General features: G+C 32.8%; 16 protein-coding genes. All 16 read left to right on the forward strand.

What is annotated here, in order from left to right; translation table 11 throughout:
* Positions 1-23 precede the first annotated feature (23 nt).
* The 16 genes from AC2S94_RS10540 to AC2S94_RS10615 are packed head-to-tail and all read left to right on the forward strand — an operon-like array spanning position 24 to position 17,072.
* The gene (locus tag AC2S94_RS10540) at positions 24-1,307 is read left to right on the forward strand and encodes a nucleotide sugar dehydrogenase (RefSeq protein WP_484628564.1); all 1,284 of its coding nucleotides are present in this window, start codon (positions 24-26) and stop codon (positions 1,305-1,307) included.
* Between the two features lie 7 nt (positions 1,308-1,314).
* Positions 1,315-2,706 (forward strand): UDP-glucose 6-dehydrogenase, encoded by a 1,392-nt coding sequence (locus AC2S94_RS10545; RefSeq protein WP_484628565.1) that lies wholly within the window; start codon positions 1,315-1,317, stop codon positions 2,704-2,706.
* A gap of 1 nt (position 2,707) precedes the next feature.
* Entirely contained in the window at positions 2,708-3,712 is a 1,005-nt protein-coding gene (locus AC2S94_RS10550) for an NAD-dependent epimerase (protein WP_484628566.1), read from the forward strand.
* 8 nt (positions 3,713-3,720) lie between these two features.
* Positions 3,721-4,764, forward strand: coding sequence for a dTDP-glucose 4,6-dehydratase (rfbB, locus tag AC2S94_RS10555; protein WP_484628567.1), 1,044 nt, complete (start codon positions 3,721-3,723; stop codon positions 4,762-4,764).
* Positions 4,764-5,630 (forward strand): glucose-1-phosphate thymidylyltransferase RfbA, encoded by an 867-nt coding sequence (rfbA, locus tag AC2S94_RS10560; protein ID WP_484628568.1) that lies wholly within the window; start codon positions 4,764-4,766, stop codon positions 5,628-5,630. Before rfbB ends, rfbA begins: the two co-directional genes overlap by 1 nt.
* A complete protein-coding gene (locus AC2S94_RS10565) occupies positions 5,620-6,015 on the forward strand; it encodes a sugar 3,4-ketoisomerase (RefSeq protein WP_484628569.1) in 396 nt (131 codons plus the stop codon). Before rfbA ends, AC2S94_RS10565 begins: the two co-directional genes overlap by 11 nt.
* Positions 6,012-6,431: a sugar 3,4-ketoisomerase gene (locus AC2S94_RS10570; RefSeq protein WP_484628570.1), complete on the forward strand. Its 420-nt coding sequence runs from the start codon at positions 6,012-6,014 to the stop codon at positions 6,429-6,431. Before AC2S94_RS10565 ends, AC2S94_RS10570 begins: the two co-directional genes overlap by 4 nt.
* A complete protein-coding gene (locus tag AC2S94_RS10575) occupies positions 6,428-7,609 on the forward strand; it encodes a formyltransferase family protein (protein ID WP_484628571.1) in 1,182 nt (393 codons plus the stop codon). Before AC2S94_RS10570 ends, AC2S94_RS10575 begins: the two co-directional genes overlap by 4 nt.
* Positions 7,606-8,721, forward strand: a complete 1,116-nt coding sequence (locus AC2S94_RS10580) for a DegT/DnrJ/EryC1/StrS family aminotransferase (protein ID WP_484628572.1) — start codon at positions 7,606-7,608, stop codon at positions 8,719-8,721. Before AC2S94_RS10575 ends, AC2S94_RS10580 begins: the two co-directional genes overlap by 4 nt.
* Positions 8,722-8,764: 43 nt before the next feature.
* Entirely contained in the window at positions 8,765-9,697 is a 933-nt protein-coding gene (locus tag AC2S94_RS10585) for a glycosyltransferase family 2 protein (protein ID WP_484628573.1), read from the forward strand.
* 15 nt (positions 9,698-9,712) lie between these two features.
* Positions 9,713-11,161, forward strand: a complete 1,449-nt coding sequence (locus AC2S94_RS10590; RefSeq protein ID WP_484628574.1) for a lipopolysaccharide biosynthesis protein — start codon at positions 9,713-9,715, stop codon at positions 11,159-11,161.
* A complete protein-coding gene (locus AC2S94_RS10595; protein ID WP_484628575.1) occupies positions 11,151-11,975 on the forward strand; it encodes a polysaccharide pyruvyl transferase family protein in 825 nt (274 codons plus the stop codon). The genes AC2S94_RS10590 and AC2S94_RS10595 overlap by 11 nt, the downstream gene beginning before the upstream one ends.
* Complete coding sequence (locus AC2S94_RS10600; protein ID WP_484628576.1) at positions 11,972-12,811, forward strand: glycosyltransferase family 2 protein; 840 nt, start codon at positions 11,972-11,974, stop codon at positions 12,809-12,811. Before AC2S94_RS10595 ends, AC2S94_RS10600 begins: the two co-directional genes overlap by 4 nt.
* 16 nt (positions 12,812-12,827) lie before the next feature.
* Entirely contained in the window at positions 12,828-13,712 is an 885-nt protein-coding gene (locus tag AC2S94_RS10605) for a glycosyltransferase family 2 protein (RefSeq protein WP_484628577.1), read from the forward strand.
* A gap of 1 nt (position 13,713) precedes the next feature.
* Positions 13,714-14,850 (forward strand): glycosyltransferase, encoded by a 1,137-nt coding sequence (locus AC2S94_RS10610; RefSeq protein WP_484628578.1) that lies wholly within the window; start codon positions 13,714-13,716, stop codon positions 14,848-14,850.
* Positions 14,847-17,072 (forward strand): glycosyltransferase, encoded by a 2,226-nt coding sequence (locus AC2S94_RS10615; RefSeq protein ID WP_484628579.1) that lies wholly within the window; start codon positions 14,847-14,849, stop codon positions 17,070-17,072. The genes AC2S94_RS10610 and AC2S94_RS10615 overlap by 4 nt, the downstream gene beginning before the upstream one ends.
* Positions 17,073-17,079 lie beyond the last annotated feature (7 nt).

The following is a 17,079-nucleotide window of genomic DNA, read 5'->3' on the forward strand; positions in this document are numbered from 1 at the left end:
TTAATAAAATCAACAGGATAGAAATGTCAAGTAAAAAAAATATAGCTGTAATTGGCTTAGGATATGTAGGTCTACCTTTAGCCAGGTTATTTGCAACAAAATATTCGGTAGTGGGCTTTGATATTAATCAGGCAAGAGTAAGAGAACTAATGAGTGGGGTGGATTCTACTTTAGAAGTAGAGGATAAAGTTTTAAAGTCAGCTTTGAAGAAGGAGAATAACAGTAATAATGGTTTGTATTGTTCTGCTAATCTGGAAGATATAAAGGAGTGTAACTATTATATCATTACGGTTCCTACCCCGGTAGATAAAAATAACCGTCCAGACTTAACGCCTCTTTATAAAAGCAGTGAGACTGTTGGTAAGGTACTTAAGAAAGGAGATGTTGTTGTATATGAATCTACAGTGTATCCTGGTGTTACAGAAGATGAGTGTGTTCCTGTTCTTGAGGAAGTTAGTGGTTTAAAGTTTAATGTAGATTTTTACGTGGGTTATTCCCCGGAAAGAATTAACCCAGGTGATAAAGAACATACGGTAGAAAAGATTCTAAAGGTTACGGCTGGATCTACCCCGGAAATTGGTCAAAAGGTGAATGATCTTTATTCAGAGGTAATTAGTGCGGGAACTCATTTAGCTCCTACTATAAAGGTAGCGGAAGCGGCAAAAGTAATTGAGAACTCACAACGAGATATCAATATAGCTTTCGTGAATGAGTTAGCTAAAATATTTAATATGATGGGGATAGATACCCAGGATGTACTGGAAGCTGCTGGAACAAAATGGAATTTTTTACCATTTAAACCTGGACTTGTTGGGGGGCATTGTATTGGAGTAGACCCATACTATCTGGCGCAAAAGGCTCAAGAAATAGGGTATCATCCGGAGATCATTCTAGCGGGTAGAAGAATGAATGATTCTATGGGTCAGTATGTTGCATCTGAAGTTGTTAAGTTGATGCTGCAGAATGATATTAAAGTTAAGGGGGCTAAAATTTTGGTGCTTGGAATAACATTCAAAGAGAATTGTCCTGATGTAAGAAATACTAAAGTGGTGGATGTGATCAAGAGTCTTAAAGACTATGGAGTAGATATCACTATTTATGATCCTTTAGCCAATCCGGCTGAAGTAAAACATGAATATAATTTAGAGACCACAAAAAGTTTACCTGAAAAAAAGTTTGATTCTATAGTGCTAACTGTAGCGCATAAGGAATTCCTGAATATAGATTTGAATAAATTTAAGAATGATGGTGCGGTAGTGTACGATGTAAAAGGAGTTCTGGGAGACAAATGTGACCGCAAATTATAGTTCGAAAATGAAGATTAAGAATATTTGTTGCATTGGAGCAGGATATGTGGGTGGCCCTACGATGGCGGTTATTGCTCAAAAATGTCCTGAAATCAATGTAACTGTCGTAGATATAAACGAAAATAGAATAGCTGCCTGGAATAATGAAGACGAAGCGAAGATTCCCATCTATGAACCGGGTCTTCCTGAGATAGTGCAAAAGGCAAGGGGAAGAAACCTGTTTTTTTCAACCGATGTGGATGCGGCAATAGATAAAGCAGATATGATCTTTATCTCGGTAAATACTCCCACCAAAACCTATGGTATAGGCAAAGGGATGGCCGCAGATCTAAAATATATAGAATTATGCGCCAGGCAGATCGCCAGGGTGGCTAAAGATGATAAGATCGTTGTGGAGAAATCCACTTTACCGGTGCGTACGGCCCAGGCCCTAAAGAATATTTTAGATCATACAGGAAATGGGGTGAATTTTCAAATCCTTTCGAATCCGGAATTTTTGGCAGAGGGCACTGCTATTCAGGATTTACTCAATCCAGATAGAGTGCTAATTGGTGGAGATACCACCGACAAAGGAAAGGAAGCAATTCAATCCCTGGTAGATGTTTATGCTCACTGGGTAAAGAAAGAGCAGATCTTAACTACTAATGTGTGGTCTTCAGAGTTATCTAAATTAACCGCTAATGCTTTTTTAGCGCAACGAGTTTCAAGTATCAATGCGATGTCTGAACTATGTGAAAAGACCGGGGCAGATGTTAACGAAGTGGCCAAAGCCGTTGGGATGGATAGTCGTATTGGGCCTAAATTCCTGCAATCATCTGTAGGTTTTGGAGGTTCATGCTTTCAAAAGGATATTTTAAACTTAGTTTATATTTCCAAATCATTAGGGCTGAATGAAGTTGCAGATTACTGGGAGCAAGTGATCGTAATGAACGATCATCAGAAAAGAAGATTTGCGGCAAATATTGTAAAGACCTTATATAATACAGTATCAGGCAAAAAGATTGCGATACTTGGCTGGGCCTTTAAAAAGGATACAAACGATACCCGAGAATCTGCTGCCATTTATGTTACAGATTATTTATTGAATGAGCAGGCAGAAGTAACTATTTATGATCCTAAAGTAAAAGAAGAACAGATCTATGCAGATCTTGATTATCTGAATTCAAGAACTGAAGCGGAGAATAGACAAAGGGTTAAGGTAGTGACAGATCCTTATGTCGCTACTAAAGATGCTCATGCTATAGCGGTTTTGACGGAATGGGATGAATTTAAAGAGCTTGACTGGGAAGATATATATCGGGACATGCTAAAACCTGCGTTTCTATTTGATGGAAGAAGACTTTTGAATAAGGACTCCAAGACCGCTCTTGGTTTCGAATATTACGCAATAGGAAGTTAATATGAATATATTGGTTACAGGTGCTGCTGGATTTATTGGCTTCCATCTATCAAAGATACTTGTAGATGCTGGGCATAGCGTAGTTGGGTTGGATAATATTAATGATTACTATGATCCCCAACTAAAGTATGACCGGTTAAAGGAACTTGGGATATCAGAGAAGGATGCAAAGAATTTTAATGGTATTTGCAAAAGTAACAAATTTAAATATTTCGAATTTGTAAGGTTAAACCTTGAGGATAGGGAAAACCTTCCAAAATTGTTTGACCACTATCATTTTGAAAAAGTGGTAAACCTTGCAGCACAGGCGGGAGTGCGTTATAGTATAGAGAATCCGCAGGCATATATTGATAGCAATTTGGTAGGCTTTGCAAATTTACTGGAATGTTGCAGACAATATAATATTAAGCATTTGATCTATGCCAGTAGCTCTAGCGTTTACGGCCAGAATAAAAAGGTTCCCTTTTCTACGGAGGATAATGTAGATCACCCAATAAGCTTATATGCTGCTACAAAAAAGAGCAATGAATTAATGGCTCACACCTATAGTCACCTGTACGGATTTTCAACTACAGGATTAAGGTTCTTTACGGTTTATGGCCCCTGGGGTAGACCAGATATGGCAATGTTTCTTTTTACAAATGCTATAATAAATGATAAACCTATTAAAGTGTTTAACAATGGTGACCAGGAAAGAGATTTCACATACATAGATGATATTGTTGCGGGAGTAATTAAGATTATAGATAAGGAGAATAACAAAGGATATTCGCTGTATAACATTGGGAATAGTAAACCTGTTAACCTGTTAAAATTTATTGAAGAAATAGAACGGAAATTAGGAAAAACTGCACAGAAGGAAATGTTGCCAATGCAACCCGGAGATGTAGAGAGAACCTGGGCTGATGTAGAATCTCTAAAAAGGAATTTTGATTATAAACCAAATACCAATATAGTCCATGGGGTAGAGGAGTTTGTAAACTGGTATAAGAGTTATTATAAATAAAGAGAAGAATGAAAGTTTTAATTACCGGAGGTGCCGGATTTATTGGGTCTCATGTGGTTCGCCTTTTTGTAAATAATTATCCAAATTATGAAATTTTCAACTTGGATGATCTCACTTATGCGGGGAATCTAGAAAATTTAAAGGATATTGAATCCAGGAATAATTATACTTTTCTAAAAGCGGATATTAATAATGCTGATGCGATTAATTCTCTTTTTGAAAAATTTAATTTCCAAAAAGTTATCCACCTGGCTGCAGAATCTCATGTAGATCGATCTATAAGTGATCCACTAATTTTTGTTAGAACCAACGTAATAGGAACCATGAATCTTTTAAATGCTGCCTTGAAAAATTGGAAAGATGATTTTCAGGATAGGCTCTTTTACCATATAAGTACAGATGAGGTATATGGGACGTTGGGAGATAAAGGTTTATTTTCGGAAACCACGGCTTACAATCCAAATTCTCCCTATTCCGCTTCGAAAGCAGCATCAGATCATTTTGTGAGAGCTTATGGAGAAACATACGGTCTACCGTATATTATTTCTAATTGTTCCAACAATTATGGGCCTAATCAATTTCCTGAGAAATTAATTCCTTTATTTATTAACAATATTGTGAATAAAAAGTCTTTGCCTGTCTATGGAGATGGAAATTATACACGCGATTGGCTTTATGTTATTGATCATGCAAAAGCCATAGATTTGGCTTTTCATAAGGGTGAAAATAAGGCAACATATAATATAGGAGGGTTTAATGAATGGAAAAATATAGACCTGGTTCAATTGTTATGTAGACAAATGGACGAGAAACTTGGCAGAAAAATAGGTTCTTCAGAAGATTTAATTTCCTATGTAAAAGACAGGCCGGGTCATGATAAAAGATACGCTATTGATGCTTCAAAAATAAATGAGGAATTAAAATGGACACCCAGCGTAACTTTTGAAGAAGGATTGTCTAAAACTATCGATTGGTATCTGCAAAATGAGGAATGGTTAAAAAATGTCACCTCTGGAGAATATCAAAATTATTATAATAAACAATACAACTGATGAAAGGAATAATTTTAGCAGGAGGAAGTGGCACTAGGTTATACCCAATTACCATAGCAGTAAGTAAGCAATTATTGCCGGTTTATGATAAACCCATGATATATTATCCATTATCTGTTCTTATGCTTGCCGGTATAAAGGATATTCTCTTTATCACAACTCCTCATGACCAGGAGTTGTTTAAAAAACTTTTAGGTGATGGTTCTCAGGTAGGTTGCCATTTCAAATATGCAGTACAGGAAGAGCCTAACGGTTTGGCGGAGGCTTTTATTATTGGCGAAGAGTTTATAGGAAACGATAAAGTAGCCTTAGCCTTGGGCGATAATATTTTTCACGGGAATGGATTAGGTAGTTTACTAAGAAGTAAAGCCGATATCAATGGTGCTTCAATTTTTGCATACCCTGTTAAAGATCCACAAAGGTATGGAGTGGTTGAATTCGATGAGAAATATAAAGCTCTAAGTATTGAAGAAAAACCAAAAACTCCTAAATCTAAATATGCAGTTCCCGGGTTGTATTTTTATGACAATAGGGTAGTTGAATATTCAAAAAAAGTAAAGCCTTCTGCTCGTGGTGAAAAAGAAATATCGAGCATAAATCAAATGTATCTTGAAAGTGGAGACCTTGAAGTAGGAGTTATGACGCGTGGAATGAGTTGGTTTGATACCGGTACTGTTGAATCCCTTGATGATGCCACGGAATTTATTAGAGTTCTTCAAAATAGGCAAAGCGAAATGATCGGGTGTATTGAAGAAGTAGCATATCTACATAACTTTATTGATAAATTTAAACTGGAGCTTGCAATTAGGAAATATGGAAAAAGCAAGTATGGCGAATACCTGAAAAGATTTCTAAATGAAAGCTAAAATAATAAAGTTACCAAAATTTGATGATCCAAGAGGCAATTTGTCGTTCGCCGAGGAGAATAATCAAATACCTTTTAAGATAGAAAGAGTTTATTGGATTTATGATGTCCCGGGAGGAATGAATAGAGGGGGCCATGCTTTTAGAAAGCAAAATGAAGTAATAATTGCTCTATCCGGGAGTTTTGATGTTACTGTTGAGGATGATGCTTCAGATTCAAAGGTATTTTCATTAAGGAGATCGTACTATGGTTTGTATATTCCATCTGGGTATTGGAGACAAATGACAAATTTCTCTACCAATTCTGTTGCCTTAGTATTAAGTTCTACAAATTTTTGTGAGGAAGATTATATTAGAAATTATTCTGAATTTAAAAATTTCCAATGACAAAGAATTCCGTTTTTGATTGCATGGTTATTCCACTAAATAAGGTGCAAAATCGAGCTGGGAATATTACAGTAGTAGAAAGTAATATTCATTTACCTTTTGATATAAAAAGAATATATTATTTATATGATATTCCTGGAGGTGAAAATAGAGGAGCTCATGCTCATAAAAATTTATATCAATTAATTGTCGCCACTGCAGGTAGTTTCGATATTCTTTTGGACGATGGAAGGAACAAAAAGATTATTAAATTAAATAGACCTGACTATGGACTTTTAGTTGTTCCTGGAATTTGGAGGGAATTATTCGAATTTTCTTCCGGATCGGTATGTTTGGTATTAGCATCTGAAATTTATTCTGAAAAGGATTATATAAGAGACTATGATTTATTCAAAAATATAAAGAAGACTCAATGAAAGTTTGTGTTGCAGGAAAAAATAATATTGCAGTAGAGTGTCTTTATCACTTAATAGCCCTCATTGGAAAAGAAAATGTTTGTGTGGTTTTGAATAAAACGGATTCTTGTCGAAATAATTGGCAAAAATCATTAGGTTTCTATGCCCAGTTAGAGGATATAAGTATCCAAACTATTGATGAGGTTGAAGAAATAGATGATTTAATCTTTTTATCACTTGAATTTGATAAGATTATTAATCCTTCAAGATTCAAATCAAAAAGATTATATAATATTCATTTTTCTCTTTTGCCGGAGTATAAAGGAATGTTTACTTCTTTATTACCGATCCTTCACGGTAAATCTTACTCAGGAGTTACATTACATGAAATAGATAGTGGAATTGATACAGGAAACATTATTTCACAGCAAAAAATTAATATTGCCGGTTATTCATGTGAAGACCTTTACTATTCATATTTGGAAGCCGGCACCAAATTGGTATGTGAACTTTTGGAAGACATTATAAATAATAATATTAATTCACGAAGACAATCTTCTTTTGGATCAACATATTTTAGCAGAACTTCGGTTGATTTTTCCAATAATGAGATTAATATTTATCAGACTGCAAATCAAATAGATCAATTTGTTAGAGCATTTACTTTTCCCGTTTATCAAGTGCCCCAATTTAATGGTATAGAAGTATATAAATGCGAAATTCTAGAAACTAATTCTTTTAAAAAGCCAGGTGAAATATTAAAAGATGATGATGAAAAGTTAGTGGTTAGTACAATTGATTACGATGTCATTTTATATAAATTCTATTATAATTTGCTAGTCGAATCTGCGGAAATTAATGATTATAGTAAGATTTCATCTATAATCAAATATATCCCGAATTTAAATAAATTGAACAAAAATGGTTGGAGTCCTTTAATTATTGCTTGTTACAACGGTTCCAAAGAAGTCGTTGAAATTTTAATGGCCAATGGGGTCAATCCAAATAGGTCAAATTTAAATGGAACGACGCCCCTAATGTTCGCTAAAGATTCTTATTTAAAGAACAGAGATTTTGGAATTTTGGAATTGCTTTTAAATTCAGGAGCTAGACTGGATTTGAAAGATGTTCACCAAAAAACTATTTTTGATTATACTGATGATAAATCATTATTACAGTTTTTAAAAAACCACCAATGATAAAATTTTTAGATTTAAAAAAAATAAATGAGGGTTATGCTACGGAATTAAAACAAGCTGCCTCTCGGGTAATAGATTCCGGTTGGTATCTCCATGGTGAAAACCTAAATGAGTTTGAGTCAAATTTATCAGAATATTTAAATGTTAATCATGTTATCGGAGTAGGAAATGGATTAGACGCTTTACGCCTAATTTTTAGGGCCTATATTGAAATAGGAGTACTCCAAAAGGGGGATGAGATAATTGTTCCTGCCAACACCTATATAGCTTCAATACTAGCAATTACTGATAATGATCTAAAGCCAGTGCTAGTGGAGCCCGATCCTAATACATATAATCTTGATTTAACTAAAATTGAGGATAGTATTACAGCTAGTACAAAGGCTATAATGGTTGTACATCTCTACGGTCAGGTTTGTTGGAATGAGAATTTAGAAAATTTAGCTGAAATACATGGTTTAAAGATAATTGAGGATAACGCACAAGCTATTGGAGCAGAATTTAAATTTCGAGATGGAAGAGTAAAAAAATCAGGAGCTTTAGGACATGCCGCGGGATTTAGCTTTTATCCAGGTAAAAATTTAGGAGCGCTTGGAGATGCTGGTGCGGTATCAACTAATGATTATAAGATAGCTGAAGTAATCAGAGCTTTGGGAAATTATGGAAGTAAGCAAAAATACATTAATGACTTCCAGGGTTTAAACAGCAGATTAGACGAAATTCAAGCTGCTTTTCTAAATGTGAAATTTAAATATATTGAGAAGGATTATAAAGCTAGAAGAATTATTGCTAAACATTATCTAAAAAAAATTAATAATCCCAGAATAACCATGCCAAAAGTGATTAATGAGGAAGGTCACGTATGGCATTTATTTGTTATAAGATGTTCTAATAGAAATAAGTTACAACAATATTTAGAACAAGAGGGTATTCAATCTTTAATACATTATCCTAAGCCGCCTCATAAACAGAGAGCTTATGCAGTAATGAATAATTTTCACCTACCAATTACCGAACAGATACACTCTGAAGTATTGAGTTTGCCAATTAGTCCTGTTCTTACGATTGAAGAAGCTGAAAATGTAATACAGGTGGTAAATAAATTTAATTAGAAGTTTATTTTTTTTACAATAAGCGGATTCGATTTTTTAATATATGGAGGAACATGCTTTAGTATCAATTATTGTTATGACTTATAACAGTTCTGATTTTGTTTTAGAAACTTTAGAAAGTGCAAAAAATCAAACATATAAAAATATAGAATTGATAATTACTGATGATTCATCAAGTGATGACACGGTTGAAATTTGTAGAGAATGGATTGGAAAAAATGAGGTTTTTTTTAAAAATGTTATTTTACTTGAATCTGATAAGAATAAGGGCATTCCTGGAAATTGTAATAAAGGATTAAAAATTAGTACTGGAAAATGGATTAAACTTATTGCGGGAGATGATATATTATTAGAAAATTGTATAGGATCTAATCTAGCTTTTATTGATAAAAACAAATCATGTAATTTTCTGTTTAGTCGGCCAGTTTTTTTTGATGAAAATCATTCAGACTTTGAAAAAATAAATGTTACATACCAATCAACTCCAAGGTTTTATAATCTGTCTGCAAAAAATCAATTTCAATTCTTACTTATAAAAAATTATCCGATGAGTCCACCTACTCTTTTCTACAAAAGGAGTGCATTAATTGAACTAGGTGGTTATGATGAAAGATTTCCTAATGAAGATTTTCCCTTATACCTAATGGCTACAAAGGCTGGTTTTAAGCTTTTTTATAATTCAGTACCTACAGTTAAATATAGATACCATTCGAATTCAATTAGTTTTAGAAAAAATAATGAGGCAGTGAATTTCTGGAAGCGTTTGAAATTCAGAAAAACTATTAAACAATATATATCTACAGATTTAATTAAAAAATATCCTTTTATAGTTATCGATTTTTATGTACAGTTTTTTATAAACGAAATCACAATTATTTTTGGTAATAATAAGACAATTTATAAAGCACTTAGAATTTTACGAATTCTTAGTCCCATATATAGTTTCGAAAAATTAACTGGAAAAAATTGGATATAAATCTAATAATCATTTATGGCTGTTAAGGCAATTTTTTCTGGCATATTTTGGACTTCGTTACAGGCAATTATTCAGAGATCTTTTAGTTTTATAATAAAGCTTTTTCTTGCCCGATTACTTTTTCCCGAAGATTTTGGAATCATTGGAATGGCTGTTGTTTTTACCAGTTTTATTAAAATTTTTAATGATCTGGGATTTGGAGTAGCTCTAATACAAAGAAAAAAAGAGGAATTATCAGATGATTATTTTCAAACAGCTTTCTGGACTGGAACTATCTGGTCAGTTTTGATCTATTTGATAATAACCTTCGTAGTTGCACCTTTTGCCGGCTGGTTTTACGATGAAGAGATATTAAAAAGTATCATTCCTGTTTTGAGTATCGGGGTACTTGCTAGTCCGGTAAACCTAGTTCATCGTGCCCAACTTACAAGGGCTTTAGACTTTAAGAGATTAGCCATCATTAATAACTCCAGTAGTATTTTTTCCGGTTTACTAGCTTTACTTCTGGCATATTTGGGATTTGGTGTTTGGTCATTAGTTTTTAACTCAGTAGCGCATTTTATAATTGCAATGCCGCAATATTTCTTGGCTACTGGTTGGAAGCCCAGATTTATATGGAAAGAGAAACATTTTAAAGATTTATTCGGATTTGGAGTTTTTACAACTTTTTCCGGTTTAGTATCTCAATTTGCTTCACAAGGAGATTATTTATTAATAGGAAAATTTATTGGTAAGGTAGAATTAGGGCTTTATTCATTTGCTTTTATTTTAACCGATGCTATTAGGGCACAGATCAATTCCGTTATCAATTCAGTATTATTTCCGATCTATTCTCAATATCAAAATGATAAAATCAAACAGTTTAATATATACACAAAAAGCGTATTTTTTAATTCGCTGGTAATAGTTCCCTTAATGACTCTTTTATTTTATGACCCCAATTTTTTATTGTTTTTATTTGGTGAAAAGTGGGCGGAAAGTTTAATTATAATCCGAATAATTTCATTATCAGTTATTGTTCAAATTATTACAGCATCGTTTCCTAGTTTATTGAGAGCGAATAACCTTCCAGGTCTAGAATTTAAAGTTCAATTAATTAAGGTAATGGTATTTTATTTACCTCTGATCTTCATCGGTGTTAAATACCATGGGATTATAGGAGCTGCAGGAGGTGTGCTCATATCAAGAATTATAGGAGCTATGATGAATTTGTTCGTTATGGAAAAATGGTTAAATCTGCAATCACTTAAAGTTCTAAAAGAGTTCTTTAAAGGTTTATTTCCATCTTTAATAGCTATATTAATTTGTTACCTTATATTTCATTTTCTAAGCATAAACTTCTTATACGAGAGCTTTTTAAAATTAATTTGCTTAGCTTTTTTAATACTGATATTTACATTTTTGTTAAATAAGCAGGAATTAATATCACTGCATAAACTTTATAAAAAAAGAAATGATAAATAGAATCATAACTCAATTAAAGATGCTATCCAATAATGAGAGGTGTTTAGTCAAGTGGTCAGAAAATGATATAACTTCTAAAAATATTGGTGATGCACTTAATCCTTTTTTGTTTGAAAAAGTTTTTAATAAAAAAACGATTAATATAAGAGAATCATTGAACACCGGAATGATTCCAGTCTATTCTTTTATCGGTAGTGTATTGGATAATTCAGGAGTAAAAAACTTACATGTTCTTGGATCCGGTTTTAGGAATGAGAAATCTTCGATGCCAGTAAAGCCAGAAAAAGTTTATGCGTGCAGGGGGCCTTTGACTCGTAAAAAATTAAATGAATTAGGTGTTGAAGTTCCGGAGGTTTATGGTGATCCGGCGATTCTTTTACCGGATTATTTTGATTTGGATGTAAAGCAAGAGAAGAAAATGGGGCTAATACCTCATTATGTAGATAAAGATTTGGAAATAGTAGAAAAGTACAAATCCGATGAAAATGTCAAGTTTATTGATGTATTTTCAGATATGGAGGAATTTGTTAGGAATATAAAATCCTGTGAATTCACAATTTCTAGTTCACTTCATGGTGTAATTATTTCCCAAGCATATGGGATACCTTCTGTATGGGTGAAATTTAGCAATGAAATCGGTGGAGGTAATTTTAAATTCAATGATTATTTTAATAGCCTTGGAATGCAAGTGTCTCCGGTAATATTATCCTCAAAACTACTTTCTATAGATGTTCTTGAAAATGAGGCTATTCTTCCAGATCTTTCAAAGCTAAAATCTGGATTAAATGAGGCATTTGATAAAGTGCATTTATGATTTCAATAGTGATAGCAGCATACAATTCAGGGGAATCTATTGGGAAAACAATAGATTCGGTTTTAAATCAGACCTCTGATGACTGGGAATTAGTGATAATCGATGATGGAAGTACCGATAATACTAAGGATGTTATTAGCAGTTATGATGATCAAAGATTAAAATATTATTATCAAGCTAATCAAGGCGTAACTGCCGCTAGAAATTTTGGTGTAACTAAATCTAAGAGAGACTATTTGATATTTTTGGATGCTGACGATGAATTTTTTGAAAATATCATTGCTGATTTTATTCAAATTTTAAAGGATAATAAAAATGTAGGGATTGCATGCGGAAATTATATTCATTCACCTAATATTGAAGTTAAACCCAGAAATAAGGGAGCATTATTTCAAAATTATAGATTAAATAATTTAGTTGGTTCTTATATTGTTTCCAAAGATCTTTTTAACACGGTTGGGGGATATGATAAAAATCTTTCATATTCAGAAAACTGGGAATTATTCATTAGGTTGACCGATTTTTGCAAAAAAAAGAGGCTACAGGTTGTACAGGGTGATTTTTTGACATTTAAATATTATTACAATAACAGTGAGGTAAAAAATACACTTAGAAAAAGAAAAATTATTCAGACCTATATTTATTTATATACAAAATATAAACAATTGCCGGAAACGAATTACAATTATCCTTATTCATTTGCTGAGACGATTGCATTTAATGCATTTCAATTAAATAAAAAAAAAGAGGCTCTCTACTGGCAGGCTAAGGCGATTAAAAATAATTTTATTAATCCAAAAGCATATTTAAAGTTTTTCCGCTATTTAATATTTTGATCCAAATATAATGTATATGAACCCTAGAATTAGTATAATCACCCCTACTTATAACAGAGGACATCTAATTTCCAAGGCTATAGAAAGTGTAATTAGTCAAACTTATGATAATTGGGAATATATAATAGTTGATGATTTTTCAAGTGATAATACTAAAGAAGTAGTAGAATCATTTGAGGATGATAGAATAAAATTTATTGCCTGCCAAGAAAATGGAGGAAACGCTGTCGCAAGAAATGTTGGGGTGAACGCCGCTAAGGGGGAATATATTGCCTTCTTAGATAGTGATGACGAATATTTACCGGCTTATTTGGAAAAAGCCTTTAATAAACTTAGTAATTGTAAAGATGCTGATTTTCTTTGGTCTGGTACCAGAACTGTGGCCATAGATGGAACCTATTCAGATTCTATCTGGATTCCTAAGACTGGACGCCAGCCCGATCAATTTCTTTATGAATTACATGTGGGAATTGGGAGGGGTTTCCTTATTAACAGGAAATGTTTTTCAGATTTAAAGTTTGATGAAAGATTGAGAACCGCCGTAGATACAGATTTTTTAATCAGGCTACGAAAGAAATTTCAATATACCGTATTAGAAGAAATATTACTATACATACATACTCAACCTGGAAGTGTTAGATCAGACTTTTCAGAAAAGAAAAAATCTTACGATATAATCATTGATAAAAATAGAGAGACAATACTTAAAAATGAGATATTAAGGTTTAAATGGTATTATAAACTGCTATGGCTTTCGTTATACGACGAAGATTTTAACCTGGCCAAAAAAGCATATTCTAAAATTAGATTTGATGGGATTAAACCATCCATCCTGTATAGTTTGTTTAAATTATTTCCCAATAAAACAGCAAGAAAATTTCATAAAAAATTATCAAGCTAAAATGAAAAATTTAGAAGGAGAGTCTATTGTTTTATTTATCCTGGATACTTTAGAAATTGGTGGTGCTGAACGTAGTATTTTAGAAATCTCAAGTAGATTCAAAAAATATAAACCAGTCATAGCAACTTTATTTAAAGGTTCACATCTAAAAAATGAATATATTCAAAGAGGTATAGAGGTTATAAGCCTAGACCTGGAAAAAGGAACAAAGGAATCTTTCATTAAGGATGAATTAGATAAAATTGTTTCCAGAATTAAACCCCAAATAATTCATGCCACTTTGATTAGATCCTGTTTAGTTTCAAGGAAATTAAGCAGAGAAAATAAATATCTTCTTATAAATAGTCTGGTTAATAATACTTATGGAATCCAACGATACAGGACTTTACCATTAATAAGAGCTTTAAAACTATTGTTTATTCAAATTCGAGATGCAAAGTCATCTTCAAAAGTTGATCTTTATTTCTCCAACTCAGAAACAATTAAAAGAACTACCTCAAGGGCACTTGGTATTAATCAAGGGAAAGTAAAAGTCATTTACCGAGGCAGAGATCCAGAAGTTTTCAATAGGTTAAATATACAAGTTGAAAAGACTAAAGAAAACTTGAAAGATCTTTATGTTTGTGTAGGGAGATTAATTAAAAGGAAAGGTCAATTAGACTTAATTGATGCCTTTGCTGAGCATATAATAAAATATCCTGCTTCTAAATTGATTTTAGTTGGAGAAGGTCCTTTAAGAAAGGAATTGGAAATCAAAATAACAAAATTAGGTCTTAATGACAAAGTTGAGTTACTTGGTCAGAGAAATGATGTTCCGGAATTATTGTTTAAATCAAACTATTTTATTTTTCCATCTTATTATGAAGGATTACCTGGAGCCCTGGTTGAAGCCATGTTTTCAAAGACTCCTATAATTGCCTCCAGAATACCCGAAAATTTGGAATGTGTTAGTAAAGAGACCAGTTTAATCTTTGAACCTGGAAATATCCAAGATCTGGTTTCCAAAATGGATAAGGCAAAATCGATTGATTGGGATGCAAAATTAGATTTAGCTTACAACAAGGCATTGATTGATTTCTCAATAAATAAAATTGTTGATGAATATGAGTTGACCTATGATCAATTATTAGAAAGATGAAAATTCTACAATTAGTCACAAAACGTCAATATAGGGGGGCGGAAGTTTTTGCTGCGAATTTAAGTTCTGAGCTGATTATTTTTGGTCATGAGGTATTATTCGTAGGTCTTTATAAAAATGATACTGATGTCTTAAAAGTGGAAGGTGCAAAAAATTTTGATCTTAGCGAGTCTAAGAGTATAGGTTTTTCTATTCGACTTTTAAAAAAACTGGTGCAATTTATCAAGCAGGAGAAACCAGATGTTGTTCAATGTAATGGCTCAGATACCTTGAAATATATGGTTGCTGCGTCTTTATTTATTTCAAAAATTCCTATCGTTTATAGAAATATTAGTGTAATTAGTGAATGGGTTAATGGAGTATTGAAAAAGTGCCTTTATAAAGTTGTGTTTAAACGCGTGGACCACGTTTCATCTGTAGGTACAGAATCTATTAAGGACCTGATCACAACTTTTAATTATCCTGAAGTTAAAACCTCCGTTATTCGAAGGGGAATTCCTTTGAAAAATGTAGCCTTTGAGAAAGAGAATAATTTAAAATCCAGTTTAGGTCTATCTGAGGAAACAAAAATTGCTATCCATATTGGTAATTTTAGTCCAGAAAAAAATCATAAGTTACTACTTGATATTTTTACAGAGCTCAAAGAGTCCCATCCTTTAATCAAACTGGTATGTGTTGGTAGTGGAATCACTTTTAAAAGTATACAAGAGGAAATTGAATATAAAGATTTGGGAGATACCGTATTTCTCCTAGGTTTTAGGAAAGATATTCCTGAGCTGCTTGCTAATTCTGATTTTTTTGTTCTTTCCAGTTTTGTAGAAGGTGTTCCAGGAGTTATCCTTGAAGCTGCTGCTCAGGTAAAACCTTCTATCTCAACCAATGTGGGTGGGGTTCAGGAAGTTTTGAAACCCAATGAGACGGGGTTTATTATAAATGATTTTGATAAGGAGGAATTTAAAAAAAGAATAATTGAGCTAGCCGAAGACCCAGACCTAACTAAGTCTTTAGGTAAAAATGCTTATAAATTAGTTAAGCAGGAATTTAATCCCGTCAAAAATGCTAGGAAATTTGAAAGACTTTATTTGGGTCTTGCCACGGACCCGAATTTCTCCTTAAATAGCGATTCACTAAAATTAAGTAATAAGCTCAAGGTTTTGCAGTTAATTCAAAAGAAGCAATTTCGGGGAGCCGAAGTTTTTTGCTCGCAACTTTCGGAACATTTAATTGAAATGGGACATGAGGTTGAAATTTATAGTATATATAATGGGCAGGCAAAACTTCCATTTAGGAAAAAAATAAAAAGTTTTAGTAGACCACGAAATAACCGATTTCTTGATTTCAAAGGCTGGAAAGAGCTAGATGAGGTTATACGTAATTATAAACCGGATATTGTTCAGGCAAACGCCTCAGACACCCTAAAATACGCGGTGTTTTCCCAGCTTTTATTTAAATGGAAAACGCCCATCATCTATAGAAATGCAAGTTCTTCAAGTTTTTATATAAAAAATGCTTTTTCAAAAAAAATCAATGCTTTTTTACTTAAAAAAGTAAAGCTGGTTGTCTCCGTTTCTAATGCGTCAAAACAGGATTTAAATAAATTATTTCCTTTTACTGAATTAAAAAGTATTGTAATTCCTGTAGGGATAGAGAGAAACAAACTGGAGGATGATAAAAGTTCAAATTTTTTTAGGAACGACTGGTTCAATATTCTGCATATTGGTTCTTTTACAAGAGAAAAAAATCATGCCGGTTTGTTACGTATATTCTTTGAAATAAGAAAAAACAATACACAAGCTCACCTACATTTAATTGGTACAGGTCCTTTGAAGGAAAATATAATAAAAATTGTAGAACAAATGAAACTTCAGGATTGTGTTCACTTTTATAAAGAAATGAAAAATCCTTTTCCTTATTTAAAATCTGCAAATGTTTTTGTCTTACCCAGTGTCATTGAGGGGCTTCCAGGGGTAATTCTTGAAGCAATGTCTTGTAGAACACCTGTGGTTGCATATGATGTAGGGGGAATTTCTGAAGTTGTAAATAGTACTACCGGAGCTTTAATTGAAAAGGATAATGAACCTGCTTTTGTACAGGCAGTTCAGGACATATTTCTCAATAAAGTTTGCGTAAGAGTTGGAAATGCTCAAAATATGGTTATTCAATTTTATTTGAATGAGAATATATCTCAAAAATTCATCACTGCTTATAAAAAGGTATTATGAAGATTTT

This window comes from Christiangramia pacifica (assembly GCF_057221535.1).

Bases quoted from the DNA above. Each gene is read 5' to 3' on its own strand.
- AC2S94_RS10550 (WP_484628566.1), top strand. From the start codon at position 2,708: ATGAATATATTGGTTACAGGTGCTGCTGGATTTATTGGCTTCCATCTA.
- AC2S94_RS10605 (WP_484628577.1), top strand. From the start codon at position 12,828: ATGAACCCTAGAATTAGTATAATCACCCCTACTTATAACAGAGGACAT.
- AC2S94_RS10615 (WP_484628579.1), top strand. From the start codon at position 14,847: ATGAAAATTCTACAATTAGTCACAAAACGTCAATATAGGGGGGCGGAA.
- AC2S94_RS10590 (WP_484628574.1), top strand. From the start codon at position 9,713: ATGGCTGTTAAGGCAATTTTTTCTGGCATATTTTGGACTTCGTTACAG.
- AC2S94_RS10565 (WP_484628569.1), top strand. From the start codon at position 5,620: ATGAAAGCTAAAATAATAAAGTTACCAAAATTTGATGATCCAAGAGGC.
- AC2S94_RS10585 (WP_484628573.1), top strand. From the start codon at position 8,765: ATGGAGGAACATGCTTTAGTATCAATTATTGTTATGACTTATAACAGT.
- AC2S94_RS10545 (WP_484628565.1), top strand. From the start codon at position 1,315: ATGAAGATTAAGAATATTTGTTGCATTGGAGCAGGATATGTGGGTGGC.
- AC2S94_RS10595 (WP_484628575.1), top strand. From the start codon at position 11,151: ATGATAAATAGAATCATAACTCAATTAAAGATGCTATCCAATAATGAG.
- AC2S94_RS10570 (WP_484628570.1), top strand. From the start codon at position 6,012: ATGACAAAGAATTCCGTTTTTGATTGCATGGTTATTCCACTAAATAAG.
- AC2S94_RS10575 (WP_484628571.1), top strand. From the start codon at position 6,428: ATGAAAGTTTGTGTTGCAGGAAAAAATAATATTGCAGTAGAGTGTCTT.
- rfbB (WP_484628567.1), top strand. From the start codon at position 3,721: ATGAAAGTTTTAATTACCGGAGGTGCCGGATTTATTGGGTCTCATGTG.
- AC2S94_RS10580 (WP_484628572.1), top strand. From the start codon at position 7,606: ATGATAAAATTTTTAGATTTAAAAAAAATAAATGAGGGTTATGCTACG.
- AC2S94_RS10540 (WP_484628564.1), top strand. From the start codon at position 24: ATGTCAAGTAAAAAAAATATAGCTGTAATTGGCTTAGGATATGTAGGT.
- rfbA (WP_484628568.1), top strand. From the start codon at position 4,764: ATGAAAGGAATAATTTTAGCAGGAGGAAGTGGCACTAGGTTATACCCA.
- AC2S94_RS10600 (WP_484628576.1), top strand. From the start codon at position 11,972: ATGATTTCAATAGTGATAGCAGCATACAATTCAGGGGAATCTATTGGG.
- AC2S94_RS10610 (WP_484628578.1), top strand. From the start codon at position 13,714: ATGAAAAATTTAGAAGGAGAGTCTATTGTTTTATTTATCCTGGATACT.